This is a genomic window from Vibrio sp. 2017_1457_13, from assembly GCF_030851525.1.
In the GTDB taxonomy this organism is placed as follows: domain Bacteria; phylum Pseudomonadota; class Gammaproteobacteria; order Enterobacterales; family Vibrionaceae; genus Vibrio; species Vibrio metschnikovii.
Map to the genome: position 1 here is coordinate 125,057 of NZ_VHTA01000008.1, position 20,995 is coordinate 146,051.

Annotated in this window: 18 protein-coding genes and 2 pseudogenes; 18 read left to right on the forward strand and 2 right to left on the reverse strand. The window is 45.6% G+C overall.

Annotation, left to right across the window (positions count from 1 at the left end; genetic code table 11):
• The first annotated feature begins 55 nt into the window (after positions 1–55).
• Positions 56–1,924, forward strand: coding sequence for an argininosuccinate lyase (argH, locus tag FKN88_RS12725; RefSeq protein WP_306687526.1), 1,869 nt, complete (start codon positions 56–58; stop codon positions 1,922–1,924).
• A gap of 149 nt (positions 1,925–2,073) precedes the next feature.
• On the opposite strand, the gene FKN88_RS12730 is transcribed toward argH, so the two are convergent.
• On the reverse strand, positions 2,074–2,361 hold the full coding sequence (locus FKN88_RS12730; RefSeq protein WP_040903944.1) for a DUF3624 domain-containing protein: 288 nt from the start codon (positions 2,359–2,361) through the stop codon (positions 2,074–2,076).
• Between the two features lie 235 nt (positions 2,362–2,596).
• Here FKN88_RS12730 and oxyR point away from each other — a divergent pair, with 235 nt between their 5' ends.
• Positions 2,597–3,496 (forward strand): DNA-binding transcriptional regulator OxyR, encoded by a 900-nt coding sequence (gene oxyR / locus FKN88_RS12735; RefSeq protein WP_004394478.1) that lies wholly within the window; start codon positions 2,597–2,599, stop codon positions 3,494–3,496.
• A 53-nt stretch (positions 3,497–3,549) separates the two neighbouring features.
• Here oxyR and FKN88_RS12740 read toward each other — a convergent pair whose 3' ends face one another.
• Positions 3,550–6,030 carry a penicillin-binding protein 1A gene (locus tag FKN88_RS12740; protein WP_110167722.1) on the reverse strand — a complete coding sequence of 827 codons (2,481 nt, stop codon included), beginning with the start codon at positions 6,028–6,030 and terminating at the stop codon, positions 3,550–3,552.
• A 141-nt stretch (positions 6,031–6,171) separates the two neighbouring features.
• On the opposite strand from FKN88_RS12740, the gene pilM reads away from it, so the two are divergent.
• The 16 genes and pseudogenes from pilM (at position 6,172) to FKN88_RS12815 (ending at position 20,933) form a co-directional block, all read left to right on the forward strand.
• Entirely contained in the window at positions 6,172–7,179 is a 1,008-nt protein-coding gene (gene pilM / locus FKN88_RS12745; RefSeq protein WP_154169995.1) for a type IV pilus assembly protein PilM, read from the forward strand.
• Positions 7,169–7,762, forward strand: coding sequence for a PilN domain-containing protein (locus tag FKN88_RS12750; protein WP_110167721.1), 594 nt, complete (start codon positions 7,169–7,171; stop codon positions 7,760–7,762). Before pilM ends, FKN88_RS12750 begins: the two co-directional genes overlap by 11 nt.
• The gene (locus FKN88_RS12755; RefSeq protein ID WP_154169997.1) at positions 7,755–8,345 is read left to right on the forward strand and encodes a type 4a pilus biogenesis protein PilO; all 591 of its coding nucleotides are present in this window, start codon (positions 7,755–7,757) and stop codon (positions 8,343–8,345) included. The genes FKN88_RS12750 and FKN88_RS12755 overlap by 8 nt, the downstream gene beginning before the upstream one ends.
• Positions 8,335–8,856: a pilus assembly protein PilP gene (locus tag FKN88_RS12760; RefSeq protein WP_040903953.1), complete on the forward strand. Its 522-nt coding sequence runs from the start codon at positions 8,335–8,337 to the stop codon at positions 8,854–8,856. The genes FKN88_RS12755 and FKN88_RS12760 overlap by 11 nt, the downstream gene beginning before the upstream one ends.
• A 24-nt stretch (positions 8,857–8,880) precedes the next feature.
• Positions 8,881–10,602: a type IV pilus secretin PilQ gene (locus FKN88_RS12765; protein ID WP_158144635.1), complete on the forward strand. Its 1,722-nt coding sequence runs from the start codon at positions 8,881–8,883 to the stop codon at positions 10,600–10,602.
• Positions 10,603–10,788: 186 nt separating this feature from the next.
• Positions 10,789–11,307, forward strand: a complete 519-nt coding sequence (aroK, locus tag FKN88_RS12770; protein WP_040903956.1) for a shikimate kinase AroK — start codon at positions 10,789–10,791, stop codon at positions 11,305–11,307.
• A gap of 28 nt (positions 11,308–11,335) precedes the next feature.
• Positions 11,336–12,421: a 3-dehydroquinate synthase gene (gene aroB / locus FKN88_RS12775; RefSeq protein ID WP_004394485.1), complete on the forward strand. Its 1,086-nt coding sequence runs from the start codon at positions 11,336–11,338 to the stop codon at positions 12,419–12,421.
• Between the two features lie 143 nt (positions 12,422–12,564).
• Positions 12,565–12,960 (forward strand): annotated as a pseudogene (locus FKN88_RS17520) (AAA family ATPase); the annotation flags it as partial.
• Positions 12,961–13,485: 525 nt separating this feature from the next.
• Positions 13,486–14,013 (forward strand): annotated as a pseudogene (locus FKN88_RS17525) (SPOR domain-containing protein); the annotation flags it as partial.
• 68 nt (positions 14,014–14,081) lie between these two features.
• Positions 14,082–14,897: a Dam family site-specific DNA-(adenine-N6)-methyltransferase gene (locus FKN88_RS12785; RefSeq protein ID WP_004394487.1), complete on the forward strand. Its 816-nt coding sequence runs from the start codon at positions 14,082–14,084 to the stop codon at positions 14,895–14,897.
• A gap of 124 nt (positions 14,898–15,021) precedes the next feature.
• Positions 15,022–15,702 carry a ribulose-phosphate 3-epimerase gene (gene rpe / locus FKN88_RS12790; RefSeq protein WP_306687528.1) on the forward strand — a complete coding sequence of 227 codons (681 nt, stop codon included), beginning with the start codon at positions 15,022–15,024 and terminating at the stop codon, positions 15,700–15,702.
• A 96-nt stretch (positions 15,703–15,798) separates the two neighbouring features.
• Positions 15,799–16,479 carry a phosphoglycolate phosphatase gene (locus FKN88_RS12795; protein ID WP_154170003.1) on the forward strand — a complete coding sequence of 227 codons (681 nt, stop codon included), beginning with the start codon at positions 15,799–15,801 and terminating at the stop codon, positions 16,477–16,479.
• Between the two features lie 254 nt (positions 16,480–16,733).
• Positions 16,734–17,750 carry a tryptophan--tRNA ligase gene (gene trpS / locus FKN88_RS12800; RefSeq protein ID WP_004394490.1) on the forward strand — a complete coding sequence of 339 codons (1,017 nt, stop codon included), beginning with the start codon at positions 16,734–16,736 and terminating at the stop codon, positions 17,748–17,750.
• A gap of 136 nt (positions 17,751–17,886) precedes the next feature.
• Complete coding sequence (locus tag FKN88_RS12805; protein ID WP_306687529.1) at positions 17,887–18,663, forward strand: ABC transporter substrate-binding protein; 777 nt, start codon at positions 17,887–17,889, stop codon at positions 18,661–18,663.
• A 103-nt stretch (positions 18,664–18,766) separates the two neighbouring features.
• The gene (locus FKN88_RS12810) at positions 18,767–19,345 is read left to right on the forward strand and encodes an aminodeoxychorismate/anthranilate synthase component II (protein ID WP_306687542.1); all 579 of its coding nucleotides are present in this window, start codon (positions 18,767–18,769) and stop codon (positions 19,343–19,345) included.
• A gap of 376 nt (positions 19,346–19,721) precedes the next feature.
• Positions 19,722–20,933, forward strand: coding sequence for an aspartate aminotransferase family protein (locus FKN88_RS12815; protein ID WP_004394493.1), 1,212 nt, complete (start codon positions 19,722–19,724; stop codon positions 20,931–20,933).
• The last annotated feature ends 62 nt before the right edge of the window (positions 20,934–20,995 follow it).

Here is a 20,995-nt window from a genome sequence, read left to right on the forward strand (position 1 = left end):
TACAAGATGTTTTCCTATGGCGTATGCGCCTTAGGTCAAAGGTAGGAGAAACGCAATGGCATTATGGGGCGGAAGATTTACCCAAGCAGCAGACACCCGGTTTAAACAATTTAACGACTCCCTGCGTTTTGACTACCGATTGGCTGAGCAAGATATTGTCGGCTCGATTGCTTGGTCGAAAGCGTTACGGTCAGTCAACGTACTAACAGAACAAGAGCAACAAGCATTAGAATTAGCATTAAATGAGTTGAAGCTCGCGGTAATGGAAGATCCTGAGCAGATCTTGTCATCGGATGCGGAAGATATTCACTCGTGGGTTGAACAGCAGTTAATCAGTAAAGTGGGCGATTTAGGTAAGAAACTGCACACCGGACGTTCACGTAATGATCAAGTCGCCACCGATTTAAAATTATGGTGTCGTCAGCAAGGCCAGCAATTACTGCTCGGCTTAGATAGATTGCAGAGTCAGTTGGTTTCGGTCGCTGAACAACATCAAGCGACAGTACTGCCTGGTTATACGCACTTGCAACGTGCTCAACCCGTCACGTTTGCTCATTGGTGTTTGGCATATGTTGAGATGTTTGAGCGTGACTACTCACGTTTACAAGATGCGCTACAACGGCTGGATACTTGTCCCCTCGGCTCTGGCGCTTTGGCTGGAACCGCTTATCCTATTGATCGTCAGCAGTTGGCCTATGATCTTGGGTTTCGCCGGGCTACGCGTAATTCACTCGATTCGGTGTCGGATCGCGATCATGTGATGGAACTGATGTCGGTGGCATCGATTTCGATGCTTCACTTATCGCGTTTAGCCGAAGATATGATCTTCTATAACTCCGGTGAGTCTGGATTTATTGAATTAGCAGATACCGTAACCTCTGGCTCTTCATTAATGCCGCAGAAGAAAAATCCTGATGCTCTGGAACTGATTCGCGGTAAAACTGGTCGGGTTTATGGGTCATTAGCGGCGATGGTGATGACCGTAAAAGCTTTGCCTTTGGCTTACAACAAAGACATGCAAGAAGATAAAGAAGGGCTGTTTGACGCGCTTGATACTTGGCATGATTGTATGGAAATGGCAGCATTGTGTTTTGACGGGATCAAAGTGAAAACTGAGCGGACTTTAGAAGCGGCCAAACAAGGGTATGCTAATGCTACTGAACTGGCGGATTATTTAGTGGCTAAAGGTATTCCGTTTCGTGAAGCACACCATATTGTTGGCGTCGCGGTAGTTGGCGCTATCGAAAAAGGCTGCGCATTGGAAGAGTTATCCTTGGCTGAGTTAAAAGCCTTTTCTCCTGTGATTGAAGATGATGTTTACGCCATTTTAACCATCGAATCATGCTTAGAAAAACGCAGTGCACTCGGTGGCGTCGCTCCGTCACAAGTGGCTTATGCGGTTGAAGAAGCCGAAAAACGTTTGGCGAAGCGGGATGCAAGTGCGGTCAAAGTACGTCCGGCACGCTTAACCGATATTGAACGTTTAGAAGGCATGGTTGCTTATTGGGCAAACATGGGCGAGAACTTACCCCGTTCACGAAGCGACATTGTACGCGATATTGGTTCGTTCGCTGTGGCTGAACATCATGGTGAGATAACGGGATGCGCCTCGCTCTACGTTTACGATTCAGGATTAGCAGAAATTCGTTCTCTTGGGGTTGAAGCGGGCTGGCAGCGTCAAGGTCAAGGGCGTGCGATTGTCCATTACTTAGTGAAAAAAGCCCAGCAAATGGCGATTAATAAAGTGTTCGTACTGACTCGTTCTCCGGAGTTCTTTATGAAACTGAACTTTATTCCAACCTCGAAAACGTTATTGCCGGAAAAGGTATTAAAAGATTGTGAGCAGTGCCCGCGGCAACATGCTTGTGATGAAGTAGCCTTAGAAGTGGATTTTGCCCAGCGGATTGTTATCCATCAACGATAAGTGTTGAGATCTTTTATGGTGAAGCCAAGCAAAAGAAAAGATCAAAAAAGATCGTGTAAAGTGGAACCAACCAGAAAAAGCACAGTCTATATCTGTACCACTGCTTTTTCTTAGATCGCTCTAAGAGAGCCCTAAAACTCCTTTTCGTTTTAGGGCTTTTTTGTGGGCGAGTGATCAGTCGAGTTTTTTTGACGCTCTCGCCAAGGCAGTACGACAAACTTCATCCATAAATGTAAAAATAACAAACCATTAAAAGCGAAACCTGCGAAGAGAAGGGCGATGGATGCGATGGCGGTTGGCTCATTTCTAAATAACCAAAACCAGACTCCCCAGCAAGCGACAGATAGTACGGTTAACCAATCAATACAGCGTTGGCAACGACCGATTTTTTTCCAGAACCATGCTTGATCACAGTAGTGACAACTGGTGAGTTTCATGGTGACTCCTTAATGGATGAGGTGCAGCGCTTAAGTATGTTATCGCGTTAAGCGAAACACGAGAAGTATTAACCCATCAGTGTGAGATTAGTGGCAAAACATAAAAGCTTTGATAGTCATCAGTATTCAATGTTATGGTTTTTGATAGGTATATTCTTACTGCAGCAGTGACGCTATAACGAGACGCCTTTTCTGTTGCTTTCGATATGATTGATGGTTTTTATCTAGGAATAAGATGAACATTCGAGATTTTGAATACTTAGTTGCTCTTGCTGAGCACAAGCATTTTCGTAAAGCCGCTGAATCCTGCTTTGTCAGTCAGCCGACTCTTAGTGGACAAATTCGCAAGCTAGAAGATGAACTTGGTACGGTATTGTTAGAGCGTAGTAGTCGGCGGGTATTATTTACCGATTCTGGGCTACAGCTTGTTGACCAAGCCAAACGTATTCTCAGTGAAATTAAAGTTTTCAAAGATATGGCCAGTCAACAGGGAGGGGCCATGAGTGGCCCGATGCACATTGGGTTTATTCCGACGCTAGGCCCTTATTTATTGCCGAAGATTATCCCTGAGCTCAAAGCTCGATTTCCTGATTTGGAACTCTATTTACATGAAGCGCAAACGCATCAATTAGTGCGTCAGTTAGAAGAGGGCAAGCTCGATTGCTTGGTATTAGCCTCGGTTGAGGAGAGTGCCCCTTTTAAAGAGATCGATATCTACAACGAGCCGATGAGTATTGCTGTGCCTTGTTCACACGAATGGGCCAATCGTGATGAGGTGGATATGTTGGAACTGAACGGTAAAACCGTATTGGCATTAGGCGATGGTCACTGCTTACGTGACCAAGCGTTAGGTTTTTGTTTTGCTGCGGGGGCGAAAGACGATGAGCGTTTTAAAGCCACCAGTTTAGAAACCTTACGTAATATGGTCGCCGCTGGGGCTGGGATTACTTTATTACCTCAGCTCTCGCTACCGGACGAAAAAACCAAAGATGGTGTATGTTATATCAAAGCGGTCAATCCACAGCCATCACGACAAATTGTTTTGGCTTATCGCCCCGGTTCACCGCTGCGCCAGCGCTATGAACAGCTAGCTCAGGTGATGAAAGAGCGTCTACAAGCGTTAGCCACTCAATAGCCTGCCTGTTCAGTGTCTGAAAATAACACCGCCCCTAATTGGGGCGGTCAAGATTAAAATAAGCTGTCACTATCATCTAAGTAGATACTGTGAGGGGTATCCTCTTGTACATACTCTTTCGGTTCCGTTCCTTGGACAAAGTATTCGAACATAGAACTGGAATCTAATTTATTGGTGAGTAGCCCACTGTCGCGATCAATTCTCACGCGAATGATTTTCGGTGGAATGGCTTTGGGTTGGGCCGGCACACCATCGAGAGCGATGCGCATAAATTCTACCCATCCCGGTTGGGCTGTTTTCGCTCCGGCTTCCGCGCCAGTAATATCATCATCAGTATTCGGGTTAGGGGCTGTGCTACCTAAGTTACGACTATGATCATCAAATCCGACCCAAGCCGTTGCGACCATGCCTGGTCCAAAGCCATTATACCAAGCATCTTTCGAGTCGTTAGTTGTTCCTGTTTTTCCGCCCACATCACGACGTCTTAAGGTTTGTGCGCGCCAACCGGTACCATTCCATCCCGTTCCTGCACGCCAATCACCGCCACCCCAGATATTGCTATACATCATTTCACGAACGAGGAAAGCATTCTGTTCGGAAATCACCTGTGGTGCATAATTGACCGTGGCATCTTGCTCATTGAACGGATTATCGGATGAAGATTGACAATCCTGATGACAAACCACTTTGGGGTTAGCTAAAAACTCGACATGGCCAAAACTGTCTTCCACTTTGCTGATGTAGAACGGCTCAACATAATATCCACCGTTAGCAAATACCGAATAGCCTTGAGCCATTTTGACGGGCGTTAAGCTGCCTGCGCCTAGGGCAATGGTCTCAGAGCGAGGTAATTGAGATAACTCAAAACCGAAGCGGGTCAAGAAATGGCGAGTCTCTTCCAAGCCGACTTCTCGCAGTACCCGGACTGCCATGACGTTTTTCGACTGCGCTAGACCAATCCGCAGACGAGTGGGGCCGACGTAAGTCGGGGGCGAGTTTTTAGGACGCCAAGCAATACCTTGGCTTTGATCCCATTGGTTAATCGGAGCATCATTGATTAATGAGGCTAGAGTGAGGCCTTTTTCCAAAGCCGCAGAGTAAATGAACGGCTTGATACTTGACCCCACCTGACGGACCGATTGGGTTGCACGGTTAAAATTACTGTGCACGAAGTTAAAGCCACCAACCAGTGCTAGTATCGCACCATTATCGGGATCCATAGCAACGAACGCCGTATTCGCATTAGGCACTTGACTTAATGTCCAGTGTTCTTGTTCATCACCTATAGCGTGCTGGCGACGAATCCACACTTGTTCACCTACCGCTAGAATATCACTGGCTTTAGTCGGTAAAGGCCCTTGACGGTCGTCAGTAATAAATCGCCTTGCCCAGTTCATGTCTTCCCATGCAATGGTTTTTAGTCCGGCATTTTTTACCCAAACCTGAGCCGATTTTTCTTCGACCTTAACCACAATTGAAGGCAGAAGATCGCCGTAAGTGGGTTCACTACGTAAGTGAGCGATCATGGTCGGGGTATCCCAAGCCGATTGCCCCGCTTTCCAGAGTACTTTTTCGGCACCACGGTAGCCGTGACGCATGTCGTAAGCGAGGAGATTATCGATAGCGGCTTGGTTTGCTGCTTGTTGTAACTTGGTGTTGACCGTCGTGTAGACATTCATCCCAGAGGTATAGGCCGCTTCTTCACCATAACGTTCGACCATCCATGCGCGCGCAATTTCTGCCACGTAAGGAGCTCGTAGCTCAATTTCTGCGCCATGGAATTTGGAGATTAATGGTTCATTACGAGCCTGATCATACTCTTGTTGCGTGATGTAGTTTTCTGCCAGCATGCGTAATAAGACGACATTGCGACGGTGAGTGGCTCGCTCCACAGAGAAAAGGGGATTCATGGTAGAAGGGGCTTTGGGTAGGCCAGCAATCATCGCTATTTCGCTTAACGTCAGATCTTTGACTTCTTTACCAAAGTAGGTTTGGGCTGCGGCACCAACACCGTAAGAACGATGACCGAGATAAATTTTATTCAGGTAAAGCTCCAAGATCTCTTCTTTACTCAAGAGCTGCTCAATATGAATGGCAATAAAGATCTCTTTAATTTTACGCATGATTTTCTTCTCATTGGATAAGAAGAAATTACGGGCCAGTTGTTGGGTAATGGTACTTGCCCCTTGAGAGGCACTCCCTGAGGCCATGACGGCCACAGCAGCACGAGTAATACCAATCGGGTCAAAGCCGTAGTGTTCGTAAAAACGTGAATCCTCGGTTGCGATCACCGCTTCGAGTAATTCTGGTGGCATTTCATCAAGGCGCAATGGAATGCGTCGTTTTTCACCAAATTGAGCAATCAGTTTACCGTCTTCACTAAACACCTGCATGGGAGTTTGTAGCCGAACGTCTTTTAATTCAGCGACATCGGGTAGATCTGGCTTTACATAAAAATAGAAGCCAAAGATTGTAGTGACTCCAAGAATAATGCAAATCAATGAAAATATGAGTAAACGCTTTATGAACTTCACCGGAGAATCCCTGTTTAGTAGAGGCTGTCTTAGTACAAACCCCTGTACTCTAGACTAAAACCTCAGCACTTAAAAATAGTGAACGGTTATTTTCTCACAAATAAGTGTGTGAGGCTGAGAATTGTCACTGGAGTTAATGGCATGAGTAAATCATTAGTTATTGGTGTCGATATCGGTCATCACAGCATCAAAGCTGTGGCTCTTAAACCAAATGGCGACAATTATTCGCTACACGGTTGCACAGAAATAGTCATTACTGACGACATTTTCGCCGATAACGACACGTTGAATTATCAGAAAATTGTAAAGAAACTCAAAGAACTAAAAAAGAGTTTGCCGCTATTTAGTCGCAAGGTTGCGATTGCACTGCCTGATACGGCGGTAATTAGTAAAGTATTACAAATAGATAGCGACTTAGACCCTCGTGAAAAAGAGTTTGCTATTTATCAGGCTTTTTCTCATCAATCGCCGTTGCCGATGGAAGAACTGAGCTTAGATTTTGTTCCCTTACCGATTCAAGCATTCGCTAAAAACCGAACTGCGACCTATCAGGTGTATGCCACCCGAAGAGAAGTTGTCGCGAGTCGATTATCGGCGATTCAACAAGCCGGACTGGAAGCAACCTTACTGGATGTGCAATTACATGGTCTGGCTCAGATTTGGCAGCAGGTGAGTCAGGCTCAACAGCGCTCGAATTGGATGTTGGTCGATGTTGGTTATACCCAAACAACGTTATGTATCGATTTTGCCGATAAAGCGCCGTTTTATAAGGATATTGCTTTAGGTACACGCTGGTTTGAATTGCCGTCTCTGGCGGAAACGATGGCGCGCAGCGATGAACGTAACCAATGGCTATTCAATCGATTATTTGTCGAACGCCTAACCCGTCAACTGCAGTTATTTACTTCCGTTCATGGTCAGCAAAGCCTAGCGGGGATCTGGTTATCTGGTGGCGGGGCGATGATGGATGGGCTAGCAGAAACCATCACCGAGCAGCTTGGATTACCCTGTGAACGGTTCGCGCCATTAGCGACTTTTGTCAACAAAATCACTCAACGTAAGCGGTTAAATGATCAGCCTAAATTCACGACGGCTGCTGGTCTTGCGTTGCGAGGAATAGCATGGTTGGAGAGTGGGCATGTTGCATAGTATCAATTTATTCCCTTGGCGAGAGGCGCAGCGTGCTGATCATAAACGGCGCTTTCTCCAGCTTATGAGTCTTGGTGTCTTAGTCGCTTTGCTCATGCAATGGGGTGCCGGCCATTACCTTGATCAGCAACAACAGCACCAACAGGCACGATTAGATTTTTTGAATCAGCATCTTCAGCAACTGGATCAGAGATTACGGGCGCTCAAAATGACCGAAGCTGAGCATCAAGCACTGCAAGCCCGGCTCAGTGTTGTTGAGTCCTTACAGCAAAAGCGCAATAAAACCACACAATTGATGAACTTGATGCCAGAGTTGATTCCTGAAGGGGTTTACGTCGACAAAATTAGTATGAAGGGGGATGCGGTCGAAGTCAGCGGGATTAGCGATAGTACCGCACGCTTAGCCACCATGTTAGATAAATTAGAAAGGTCACCACACTTATCAGCAGTAGGCATGCACTCGATTGTCGCTGGGAATCAGCGTTTTAATAAAGATTTTCAGAGTTTTAAGGTCTCTTTTCATTTTCATACTGCTCAACCAGGATTAGAGGCGTTGATTCGGCAAGGTGAACATCATGGCTAATTTTCGTGATCTGGATATCGATGAATTGCTTGAATGGCCGCTCAACGCACAACTGACGGTGATTGTGTTGGTCATGGTAGTGATTCAAGTCATCGGCTATGGCATGTATTTATCACCTAAACAAGAGGCACTCGAAGGGCTCAATCAGCAAGAGCAGAGTCTTAAATCATTAGTACGTATTAAGGCCAATAAAGTCGCGGCATTACCTCAGTTGCAAACTCAATTGGATGAGTTAGCTGAGCGTTATGATTTTTTATTGCGCCAACTCCCAGCACAGCAAGAGCTGGCCAGTTTGCTTGCTTCCGTCAACGAGCTGGGATTAGAACATGGGTTAACCTTTACTCGAATTGATTGGGGAGAAAAGCAACCGCAGGCATTTTTGTATCGCTTACCATTGAATATTGAACTGACGGGAAGTTACCACAACATTGGCGATTTTTCTCAGGCGATAGCCACGCTACCAAGAATCATCAATGTTGATGATGTGGATTGGCAAAGAGTCAGTCAAGAGAGCAGTACCTTACATTTCAGAGTACGGGCTTACACCTATCAATTTAAAGCGGAGGCAGGCGATGAGAAATAGTACGTCAATCGTGACTGCGCTAGTCACTTTTGTTTCTTTGATCGGCTGTAAAGCCAATCAAGAGTCTCTGGTGGACTACTTAGCGGAAGTGGAAGCTAAGAGTCAACAAGAGGTTGCTCAGCTAACGCCAGTGATTGCGTTTCAAGCTTTTGAATATGCACAGCATGACGCACGCGAGCCTTTTGTTTTACCACGAGAAGCGATTGCCCAAAATCAACCGATCACCAATCGCCATTGCTGGCAGCCTAAATCGAGAGGAAAAACCACTTCACTGGAGCGATATCCGCTAAATCAATTGCAATTGCGTGGTGTGATGCGCCGTGAAAGAGAGGTTTCTGCTTTGATTCAAACACCTGATGGAATGGTGGTTACTCTCCAAGCGGGTCAGTACGTCGGAGTAAATAATGGGCAAGTTATACGCGTGGCCGAGGATCATCTATTGATTAAAGAAACCTTACCAGATGGATTGGGGTGCTGGAATCAGCGTCACGTCACATTGGCTTTGAAATAAACATTTCTGTTTAGAGACTAAATTATGATTAAAGGATTACCTTCAAGTATCGCGGTAGTGCTGCGCTATCTGTGCATCACGCTATGGCTAGGTTTAGCATTGACGACGCAGGCTGCTCTAGCGAGTGATAGCAATCAGTTTAAACACATCGATTTTCGGGTAACCCCCGACAAAGCCGCGGTGATTGTGATTGAGTTAGCGTCGGCATCGAGTGTGGTTGATGTCCAGAAAACGACGCAGGGGTTGAGTATTGAATTATTAAAAACCGATGTGGCTGAGGAACAGCTTTATTTACTTGATGTTCAAGATTTCGCAACCATAGTTGAGAGTGTGGAAGTTTTTCGTCAAACACCAAGCACGTTGTTGTTGGCTAAAATACACGGTCCCTTTCATTATGATTATCAGCTCAAAGGTCGTTACGTTGAAGTGACGATCACGCCGTTAAAAGCCGAGGTTCAAAGTGCGCCAGCCAATCTACTTGAACCATCAGCCAAGCTGATTTCGATTAACTTTCAAGACATTCCGGTACGTAACGTTTTACAACTGATCGCTGATTATAATCAGTTTAACTTAGTGGTATCTGATTCAGTGGTAGGGAATTTAACCCTGCGTTTAGATGGTGTGCCATGGCAGCAAGTGTTGGACATTATTTTGCAGGTGAAAGGGTTGGATAAACGGGTTGAGGGCAATGTGATTTTGGTAGCGCCTAAGGCGGAACTCGATTTACGTGAAAAACAACAGCTGGAAAAAGCCCGTTTAGCAGAAGAGTTGGGAGACTTGCAGTCAGCCATCATCAAAATAAGTTTCGCGAAGGCGTCAGATATCGCTGAGATGATTGGTGGGACGGGAGCGGTGAATATGCTCTCTGAACGAGGTTCAATCAGTATCGATGAACGCACCAATGCCTTATTAATTCGCGAATTGCCGGAAAATATTCATGTGATCCGAGAGATCATTTCGGCGTTAGATATCCCTGTTAAGCAGGTACAAATTGAAGCGCGAATTGTGACCGTGAATGAAGGTAATCTTGATGAACTCGGTATTCGTTGGGGCGTGAGCTCAACACGCGGTAATAATACAGTTGGTGGTTCAATAGAAGGTAACTTAACGGGTATTGGTCTCTATCAACCAGAAGATGGTAGCGAAATGATCAATAACTTCCTTAATGTCAATTTGGGAGCCACAGCAGCGAATGCTTCGAGCATCGCGTTTCAGGTGGCAAAGCTGGGTTCAGGGACACTGCTCGATCTTGAACTGTCAGCGATGCAGCGAGAATCGAAGGCGGAAATTATTTCCAGTCCACGGCTCATCACTACCAATAAAAAGCCAGCTTATATAGAGCAGGGGACAGAGATCCCCTATTTAGAATCGTCTTCCAGCGGTGCGACTACGGTGGCATTTAAGAAAGCGGTACTGAGTTTACAGGTTACCCCACAGATTACGCCGGATAATCGTTTGGTGCTGGATTTAAGTGTTACCCAAGACCGACCTGGCGATATTGTCAAAACCGGTACCGGAGAAGCGGTAGCGATCCACACGCAACGGATTGGTACTCAAGTTTTAGTCAATAATGGCGAAACCGTGGTACTGGGCGGTATTTTCCAACACAGCATCACTAATACGGTCGATAAAGTGCCATTACTGGGTGATTTACCGTTACTCGGTGCGCTTTTTCGACGTAGCTATCAGCAAATGGGCAAAAGTGAGCTACTGATTTTTGTTACTCCAAAGGTTGTAATTCAGTAACTTAGTGTGATTATTTCTGCTAAAGCAAAATTAAAGTTGCATTAGTGGCACCTTATCTAGATAATTTCGGGTCTTATCACGAATTATCTGTGAGGAATAGGTGCCACAAGCATTCCTATCGTCGACCGCTGTCTGGCGAATCTTGTGGCGATGTCATTGAATTAACGTTGTAAATTACTGCTAAACATGGCCGAAAAACGCAATATTTTTCTTGTTGGCCCGATGGGCGCTGGCAAAAGTACAATTGGTAGACACTTGGCTCAACAACTTCATATGGAGTTTGTTGATTCCGATACTGTCATTGAAGAGCGCACTGGCGCAGATATCGCATGGGTATTTGACGTTGAAGGTGAAGAAGGCTTCCGCAAACGCGAGGAAGCGGTGATCAATGATCTTACTGAGCAACAAGGTATTGTTCTCGCCACTGGTGGTGGCTCAGTGATCAGCAAAGAAAACCGTAACCGCCTTTCTGCTCGAGGCGTGGTTGTCTACTTAGAAACCACTATTGAAAAACAATTAGCACGTACTAACCGTGACAAGAAACGCCCTTTATTACAGACGGATCATCCTCGAGAAGTGCTAGAAGCACTTGCTGATGAGCGTAATCCTTTGTATGAAGAAATTGCGGACATCACAGTACGTACCGACGATCAAAGTGCAAAAGTGGTAGCCAACCAGATCGTAAAAATGCTAGAAGAACACTAACCAGTTCTTTTATTTTGGAGTGCAAACCATGGAACGGATTACGGTCAGCCTAGGTGAGCGTAGCTACCCCATTTCAATTGGTGCCGGATTATTAAATAATCCGGCCCTTCTTCCTCTTTCCGCCCAGCAAAAAGTGGTGGTGATCACCAATCATACGGTTGCGCCACTTTATGCTGAGCGATTACTTGCCGTTCTAAACCAAATCGGCTGTTCATCGGCTCTACTGGAACTTCCAGACGGCGAACAGTACAAAAATCTCGATACCTTCAATACGGTCATGAGCTATCTACTTGAGCATAATTACAGCCGCGATGTGGTGATTATTGCGCTTGGTGGTGGGGTGATTGGTGATCTCGTCGGATTTGCGTCAGCGTGTTATCAACGCGGTGTCGATTTTATTCAAATCCCAACCACATTATTGGCTCAAGTCGACTCTTCTGTCGGTGGAAAAACCGCGGTGAATCATCCGTTGGGTAAAAATATGATTGGGGCATTTTACCAGCCTCAAGCGGTGATTATTGATACTGACTGCCTAGCGACACTGCCCCCCCGAGAGTTTGCCGCCGGCATGGCTGAAGTGATCAAATATGGCATTATTTATGATCATGATTTCTTTGTGTGGCTTGAAAACCATCTTGAAGACTTGTATGCGTTAGAGGCGTCCGCGCTGTCTTATGCGATTGCTCGTTGCTGCCAGATAAAGGCGGAAGTCGTTGCTCAAGACGAAAAGGAATCCGGAATTCGCGCTTTATTAAATCTAGGTCATACCTTTGGCCATGCCATTGAAGCCGAGTTAGGTTATGGCTGCTGGTTGCATGGTGAAGCCGTAGCGGCAGGCACAATGATGGCCGCAGTAACGGCTAAGTTACAAGGTTTGATCTCAGAGCAGCAGCAACAGCGTATTCATGCCATACTGAAAAAAGCGCGCTTACCTGTGCACACGCCGAGCAGCATGAGTTTTGATGATTTCATTAAACATATGATGCGTGATAAAAAGGTTTTGGCGGGTGAGTTACGCTTAGTGCTCCCAACCGGTATCGGAACGTCTGAAGTGGTAAAAGGGGTTTCGCAAACGGTGATTAAGCAAGCGATAGAAGATTGTCGTAATATATAGTGGTATTCTGCCTACTTGATGTTACAGCGGTGTTGGCCAGACGTTCCCATTCAATCTAAATTAGAATGAGTCTATCTGACCGCTGTATCGTTGATCAGTCAGTTTCGGTATCAGTATCAGACATTAAGCCATTAGGATCGTCGATGAGTGTGGAACATGAACTAGAGTTAGATTCGCAAACTGAACTGTTGGAACGATTACAGTTACTGACGCGTTTTGGTTCCAACCTAGTGAATGTTTTTGGCGGTCTAGGTGCCGGAAAATCTTGGTTAGCGCAACGTTACCTTGAGTATTGGGTGGCGGATAAAAATCAATCCTTACTTTTATGTCATCCTAATCAAAGCGATGAGCAGCATCGCACCACCATTCTTAGCCAAGTGTTATCAGAGCCACTGTTTAATGCCAAAGATGCGTTGCTTGATAGTTTTTCACGTTTGATTGGCGAGCGTACGACATGCGATATTGTTGTGGTGATTGATGATGCGCATTTGTTGTCTGATACGTTACTCTCCGAGTTATGGATGTGGGTGCTTGAAGCTCAGACTAATCCTCGCTGGACCATTAATGTGGTGTTATTTGCGCAAGCTAATCGTCTTGATGCGTTATTAACTCGCTTAACTTATGGTCAAGAACATAAACCGATTGAACTCGAGATCGAGCCATTATCAGAGTATGAGGCCGACCGGTTATTTGAACAGCGAGTCATGCGTTATGTTGATCCAACACTGGAGCGTCAAGCTCGTAGCGCATATAAAAAAGTGAATTATCTTCCGGGGGAGATCATGGCGTTAGTCGATCAAAAGCGTGAGAAGCGCATCATTATTCGCTCGATCATCGGCTCACCGCTGAATATTGGCTTGCTGGTACTGTTATTGATGTTATTTATTGGTGGTGGCTACTGGTGGCTATGGTCCCAGCCGTCGCCAAATGAGACATTGCCTGTATTAACTCAACGAGCTGAGCAAACGGCGATTCCGACGTTACCGTCTCAAGAGGACAATGCTCGTTCTTATCAAAACGTCGCTGTGACGTCTTCACAACCGAACCCATCCAATGCGATGGCCGATGATGCCATTGCTTTGCCTCCCAAAGTGGTTGAGAGTTTAGAAGGGGTTGGTATCGCTGATACTGCACATCAGCGAGTGGTGATCACTTCCGATGTGGTGGATGCCTTACTGGATGGTCGTTCGGAATCAGTCGCTGTTGAGGTTAATCGCTATCCTATCACTCAAGGGACGAATGACGATTTGTCGATAGTGGAATCTGCTCCGTCATCAGGATCTATTCGTTTCTCTTTCGCCAGAGAAGAGTTGATGGCGATGTCGCCGCGCAGCTATACCTTACAGTTGGCGGCGGTGAATTCTCTGCAAGAAGTCCAAAACTTTATTGACCGTTATTCACTGACAGAAACGCTATACGTCTACCCAACCGTTCGTGATGAGGTGGATTGGTATATCGTTACTTATGATAACTATCCAACCATCCAGTTAGCTCGTGACGCGGTGGCTACTTTACCGCCTGCGGTACAAGCACTCGGTCCTTGGGCCAAATCACTTAGCCAAGTTCAACGTGAAATTCAACGTGCGAAATAACGCTGAGATTCAGTAGAAAATATGTTACATTCCGCACCCTTATTTTTGGTGATTGATTAGAGCAGTAGATGAAAAAGCAGCGTGCCTTTTTGAAATGGGCTGGGGGAAAGTTTGGCCTAGTCGAAGAGATTCAACGCCATCTGCCACCTGCAAGTCAGTTGGTTGAGCCTTTTGTCGGTGCAGGTTCGATTTTCCTTAATAGCGATTTTGAACATTATTTGTTGGCGGATATTAATCCGGATTTAATCAATTTATACAATTTATTAAAACATCAGCCGCAAGAGTATATTCGCGAAGCCAAGCGTTGGTTTACACCAGAAAATAATCGTAAAGAAGCCTATTTAGACGTACGTAAACAGTTTAATGACTGCGATGATGTGATGTATCGTTCGTTGGCGTTTCTGTATATGAATCGTTTTGGGTTTAATGGTTTATGCCGTTATAACAAAAAAGGTGGATTTAACGTGCCGTTTGGCTCGTACAAAAAACCGTATTTTCCTGAAGCTGAGCTAGAGTTTTTTGCACAGAAAGCGCAGCGTGCCACGTTTATTTGCGCAAGTTACCAACAAACTTTTCATCAAGCCATGGCATCCAGTGCTATTTACTGTGATCCTCCTTATGCACCGTTGTCGAATACTGCAAATTTTACGGCTTATGCGGGGAATGGATTTAGTCTTGATGACCAAGCGGCTTTAGCCGATTTGGCTGAGAAAACCGCCCAAGAGCGGGGTATTCCGGTCCTTATTTCCAATCATGATACGATTTTAACTCGTCGCCTTTACCATGGTGCGCAACTGAATGTGGTTAAAGTTAAGCGCACGATCAGTCGTAATGGTGCTGGGCGGAATAAAGTCGATGAGTTATTGGCCTTATTTACACCTTAGTCAATAAGGTAATTCTCACTCTCTGAGGGAGTGAACGTCGCTTCCGGTTAGGATCTTTGCCACCCCTAGGTTAGAATACTGGGCATATTTTGTTTGCTATGTTCTATCACCGAAGAGGTCAGGTATGAAAGATTTTCTTATTGCTCCATCCATTCTCTCTGCAGATTTTGCGCGCCTTGGCGACGATGTTGATAAAGTGCTTGCCGCTGGAGCGGATGTGATTCACTTTGATGTGATGGATAATCATTACGTACCTAATCTGACCTTTGGTGCGCCAATTTGTAAAGCGCTACGTGATTATGGTATTACCGCGCCAATCGATGTGCATCTTATGGTTGAGCCGGTTGATCGAATTATTCCTGATTTTGCTAACGCTGGCGCATCAATGATCACCTTTCATGTGGAAGCCTCGAAGCATGTTGATCGCACCTTGCAACTGATCAAAGAGCATGGTTGTCGGGCTGGAGTGGTGCTGAATCCAGCCACGCCGCTCAGTCACCTCGATTACATTATGGACAAAGTCGATTTGATTCTCCTAATGTCGGTCAATCCAGGTTTTGGAGGCCAGTCCTTTATTCCGCACACGTTAGATAAGCTACGTGCGGTACGTGAGCGTATTACGCAAAGTGGTCGCTCCATTCGTTTAGAAATAGACGGGGGCGTAAAGGTCGAGAATATCCGTGAAATCGCCCAAGCTGGCGCGGATATGTTTGTTGCCGGGTCGGCAATTTTTGGCGAGCCAGATTATAAAGCGGTGATTGATGCTATGCGTAGTGAACTGGCTGGTGTTGAACGTCGTAATTAATAAGATAGTTATTATTCCTTACCGCTGAGCGCCGATGACGTCCATCGGCAAGCGACTGTGATTCGTCGGTAGGGAGAGCACAAATAGGACAGAGTTTTGCAATCAATAAAATTAATCGCGTTTGATCTCGATGGGACACTGCTTGATAGTGTGCCAGATCTTGCTGTTGCTGCTGATCAAGCGGTGCGCGCTTTGGGCTATCCTGGGGTAACGGAATCTCAGGTACGTGACTATGTCGGTAATGGTGCCGATGTGTTAATCGGTCGCTGTTTAAGTCAAAGTCTCAATATCGACCTTGAGCTGAATAATGATACTCATCAACAAGCGCGTTTGTTATTTGATGAGTATTATGCGCAAACGGGCCACCAATTGAGCCACCTCTATCCGAATGTAAAGCATACCTTGGCGGAACTGCATCGCGCGGGGTTTATCTTAGCGTTGGTGACCAATAAGCCGAGTAAATTTGTGCCTGATGTTCTTGCTCAACATGGTTTAGCTGAGCTATTTAGTGATGTGATTGGTGGCGATACCTTTAGCCATAAAAAGCCCGATCCTATGGCCCTTAATTGGTTGCTCGAAAAGCACCACTTGAAGGCAGAGCAAATGTTGATGGTCGGTGATTCGAAAAACGACATTTTAGCGGCCCAAAATGCGGGCTGTGCTTCATTTGGCTTAACCTATGGTTATAACCACGGTGAGCCAATTGCCAATGCCAAGCCTGATGTGGTGGCGGATGATATCGTTCAACTCCTCGATGTTGTTATGGTTTGCGCGTAAAAATTATCACTTGCCTCTGGTAAAATACTCATCAATGAGTACACTGCTAAACTGCGCCTATTCACTGTAAGCGCAGTTTTTTATTGGTTTTATACCCTTCCTACTTGAAGCTATTGCGGTGTTGGCGACGTTCGTTCACCCCAAGCATAGAACTTATCTATGCTCGTGGGCTAGGTTCATTTGCTGCCGATTAGTCATGCTCAGTGGTGTGGGTATCGCCTTCCCTTATTTTGAATCACAAGGAAATTATACTCATGAGCAAACCCATCGTATTGAGTGGTGTTCAACCATCTGGTGAACTCAGCATTGGTAACTATTTGGGTGCTCTGCGTCAATGGCAACAGATGCAAGATGATTATGATTGTCAGTACTGTGTGGTTGATTTACATGCGATTACCGTACGTCAAGATCCAAAGGCGTTATATGAAGCGACACTCGATGCGTTATCCATCTGTCTTGCCGTTGGTGTCGATCCGCAAAAAAGCACCTTGTTTGTCCAATCTCATGTGCCTGAACATACTCAACTTGGCTGGATACTTAATTGTTATACCCAAATGGGTGAACTCAGTCGCATGACTCAGTTTAAAGACAAATCGGCTCGTTATGCCAATGATGTTAATGCCGGACTATTTGGTTATCCAGTATTGATGGCGGCCGATATCTTGCTCTATGGCGCGCATCAAGTTCCCGTGGGCAGCGATCAAAAACAGCACCTAGAACTCGCGCGTGATATCGCGACACGTTTTAACAATATTTACAGTCCGGAACAACCGATCTTCACCATTCCTGAACCGTATATTCCGCAGGTCAATGCACGAGTCATGAGCCTGCAAGATGCGACTAAGAAAATGTCAAAATCGGACGATAATCGTAAAAATGTGATTACGTTATTAGAAGATCCCAAGTCGATTATCAAGAAGATCAATAAAGCGCAAACGGATACCGAAACACCACCGCGTATCGCCTTTGATACTGAGCAAAAAGCCGGTATCTCGAATTTAATGAGCCTATATTCAGCGGCCACAGGCAAAACCTTTGCTGAGATTGAAGCGCAATACCAAGGCGTTGAAATGTACGGTCCTTTTAAAAAGGATGTTGGAGAGGCATTAGTCGCGATGCTTGCTCCGGTACAAGCGGAGTACCATCGTATTCGCGATGACAGAGCCTATCTGGATGCGGTCATGAAAGCCGGGGCCGAAAAAGCCTCCGCTCGCGCTGCTCTCACACTGAAAAACGTTCAGCAAGCGGTTGGATTTGTGCCTCGTCCATAAGCTCCCCCCCTTGATTCTACGACACTGAATAAGCCCAAAGCGAATGACTCACTTTGGGCTTATTTGTCTGCTAGCGACTACAAGATGAATCAACACGGTCTACACTTAGTGGGAGTAGTACAGTAAGGGGATCGCGATGAAATGGTGGTTATTGTGTGGATTGCTGATCATCAGCAATGGATTAGCTGCGAGCCCTTTACGGGTTTGTGTAGGTAATATGAATGTATGGCCACCTTTTACTTATTGGCAAGGCGCTACCGATGAAGAAAAAGCTCAATCATTAACCGGATCAGCCACGACATTGGTATTACAATCCCTTGAACACTTAAACGTGGATTATCAGCTTTTGTTTATGCCGTGGGCGAGGGTACAGCATGAGCTAGCTCAGGCGAATGGACGCTGTGATTTAACGTGGAATGCCAGCTATCGTCATGACAGAGCGGAATACAGCTACTTTTCAGTCACCCTGTATCGTATTCAACTCGGTTATTTTACTCTCGCTGATTCGAATAATCTCCTCAGTCATCATCAAGATTCTGGCGTATTGTGTGGTGTACATGGTTTTAACTATCAAGACTTTGGCCTATCTCGCGAGCCATCGTTGCGTTTAAACACCGTCCAACAAGCGTTAGATATGTTACAAAAGCAGCGCTGTGATTGGTTTGTCAGTGAAATTGAGCCAATTTATGGTGGTATTCAGCTTGGTCTTTATCAGCTTGAACGGCCAATTACACCTCATTTATTGGGGAGAGATAAGCAGTTTCATGTGCAAATTCGTCGTGATTTACCGGAGGCATTACTCCTACTCAATGGTATTAACCAGTATTTACTCGATGCCCAGCAAAGTGGACATGCACAAGCTGTATTTGATCGTTTTTTATTGTTCAATGCGGCGGAACATCAAGACCCTTAATGTCGATGACTCTTATTCGACTCAAGTAAAGCACTTGCCTTTCTACAACGGTGCTGCACAATATCGCCTTCTATTTCTTCAACTGACTGGCGCGGCTGACATTATGTTGCTTCTCATCGATAACTACGATTCTTTTACCTACAACTTATATCAATATTTCTGTGAATTAGGGAAAGAGGTCAAAGTCGTACGTAATGATCAGATAGATATAAAGGGGATTGAAGCCCTTAATCCGAGCCATTTAGTGATTTCCCCCGGACCTTGTACGCCGAATGAAGCGGGGATTTCTCTCCAAGCGATCACTCATTTTGCCGGGAAGCTACCGATATTAGGGGTATGTCTTGGTCATCAGGCGATCGCGCAAGTGTTTGGTGGACAAGTGGTGCGCGCCAGACAAGTCATGCACGGTAAAACATCACTGATTAAGCACAATGGACGCAGTGTGTTCGTTGGCTTAAACAATCCCTTGACGGTCACCCGCTACCACTCATTAGTGGTTGCAAAGCACTCGCTACCGGCATGTTTTGAACTCACGGCATGGACAGAATTAGACGATGGTTCTGTCGATGAAATTATGGGTTATCAACATCGAACGTTACCGATTGATGCGGTGCAGTTTCATCCTGAATCGATTAAAACCGAGCAAGGGCATCAGCTACTGGCTAATTTCTTAAATCGTTAAGCCAACCATTACCGATCTTGATCACTTTTCTTAACATTTCTTTCGTCTAAATGGCACTTGATCGTGATGTGCGATTTTATGCGCCTTTATAGTCTCTCTCCTTGGTGAATCCCTTGCCTTACAATGGCTATCTATTCTATTTTGCATGCGAAGGTAAAAAATACTTCATAAAAGACAGTCGTTAGTGCATAAATAATCAGAGACGATATCGAGTACACTGGTATTGATGTCGTGAAAAGAATATTTCGCTATTGAATTGGTTAATATTTTGTAAATACAATGCCGTATTAGTGATAATGCCATACAAAATCTTACGCTAAGGTTTTGTCGCCAAATGGCAGAGCAACTTGGCATGCGGTATAAGAAGGAATGGGTAATGACAATGGAAAAACAGATACAACGTGGTTTATTTGATGAGGTGATGGTGCCTTGTTATAACCCGATGGCGTTCATCCCAGTAAAAGGACAAGGCTCCCGAGTTTGGGATCAGCAGGGACGAGAGTACATCGATTTTGCTGGTGGTATCGCAGTCAGTTGCTTAGGACACTGCCATCCGGCCATGGTTAATGCATTAACCGAGCAAGCCAATAAATTGTGGCATTTGAGTAATGTGATGACTAATGAGCCAGCATTACAACTTGCTAATAAATTGATTGAACTGAGTTTTGCTGACAAAGTCTTTTTTGCCAACTCAGGCGCTGAAGCCAATGAAGCGGCACTGAAATTAGCTCGTCGTTATGCGGCTGACGTTTATGGTCCAGAGAAAACGGAAATCATTGCCTTTAAACAAGGCTTCCATGGCCGAACCTTCTTCACTGTCACGGTAGGTGGACAAGCGGCTTACTCTGACGGTTTTGGACCGAAACCCGGCGATATTACTCACCTGCCTTATAACGATATTGATGCTTTGCAAGCGCATATGTCGGATCGCACCTGCGCGATCATGATGGAGCCCCTGCAAGGCGAAGGCGGTATTATTTCGCCAACGCCAGAATTTGTTCAGGCGGTGCGTGAACTGTGCGATAAGCATAACGCGCTACTGATTTTTGATGAAGTTCAAACCGGTAATGGGCGTACGGGGCACTTTTATGCTTACCAAGGTTTAGGTGTCACGCCAGATATCTTAAGTACGGCGAAATCATTAGGTGGCGGCTTCCCGATTGGTGCGATGTTAACCACTAATAAGCTTGCCGAGCATATGAAAGTCGGTACCCACGGTTCAACGTATGGCGGTAACCCGTTAGCGTGCGCTGTTGGTCTGGCCGTCGTTGATATTGTTAGTCAACCAGAAACCTTAGCGGGTGTGAAGCAACGTGAAGCTTGGTTTCGCGAGGGATTAACCAAAATCAATGATAAGTACCATGTGTTTTCTGAAATCCGTGGTCAAGGTTTACTGCTTGGCGCGGCACTCAATGAGCAGTGGCAAGGCCGTTCTCGAGATATTTTATTAGCGGCTGGAGAGCATGGATTAATGCTGTTGGTGGCGGGACCGAACGTGATCCGTATGACGCCTTCATTATTGATCACTCAACAAGAAATCGAACAAGGATTGGCTAAACTCGAGCAAGCGATCGCAACACTCGTGTAGTCTTCTGCTATTCACACCCACCATGGATAGCGGTGGGTGTTTGCTGTCTTCGCTAGGCCAAG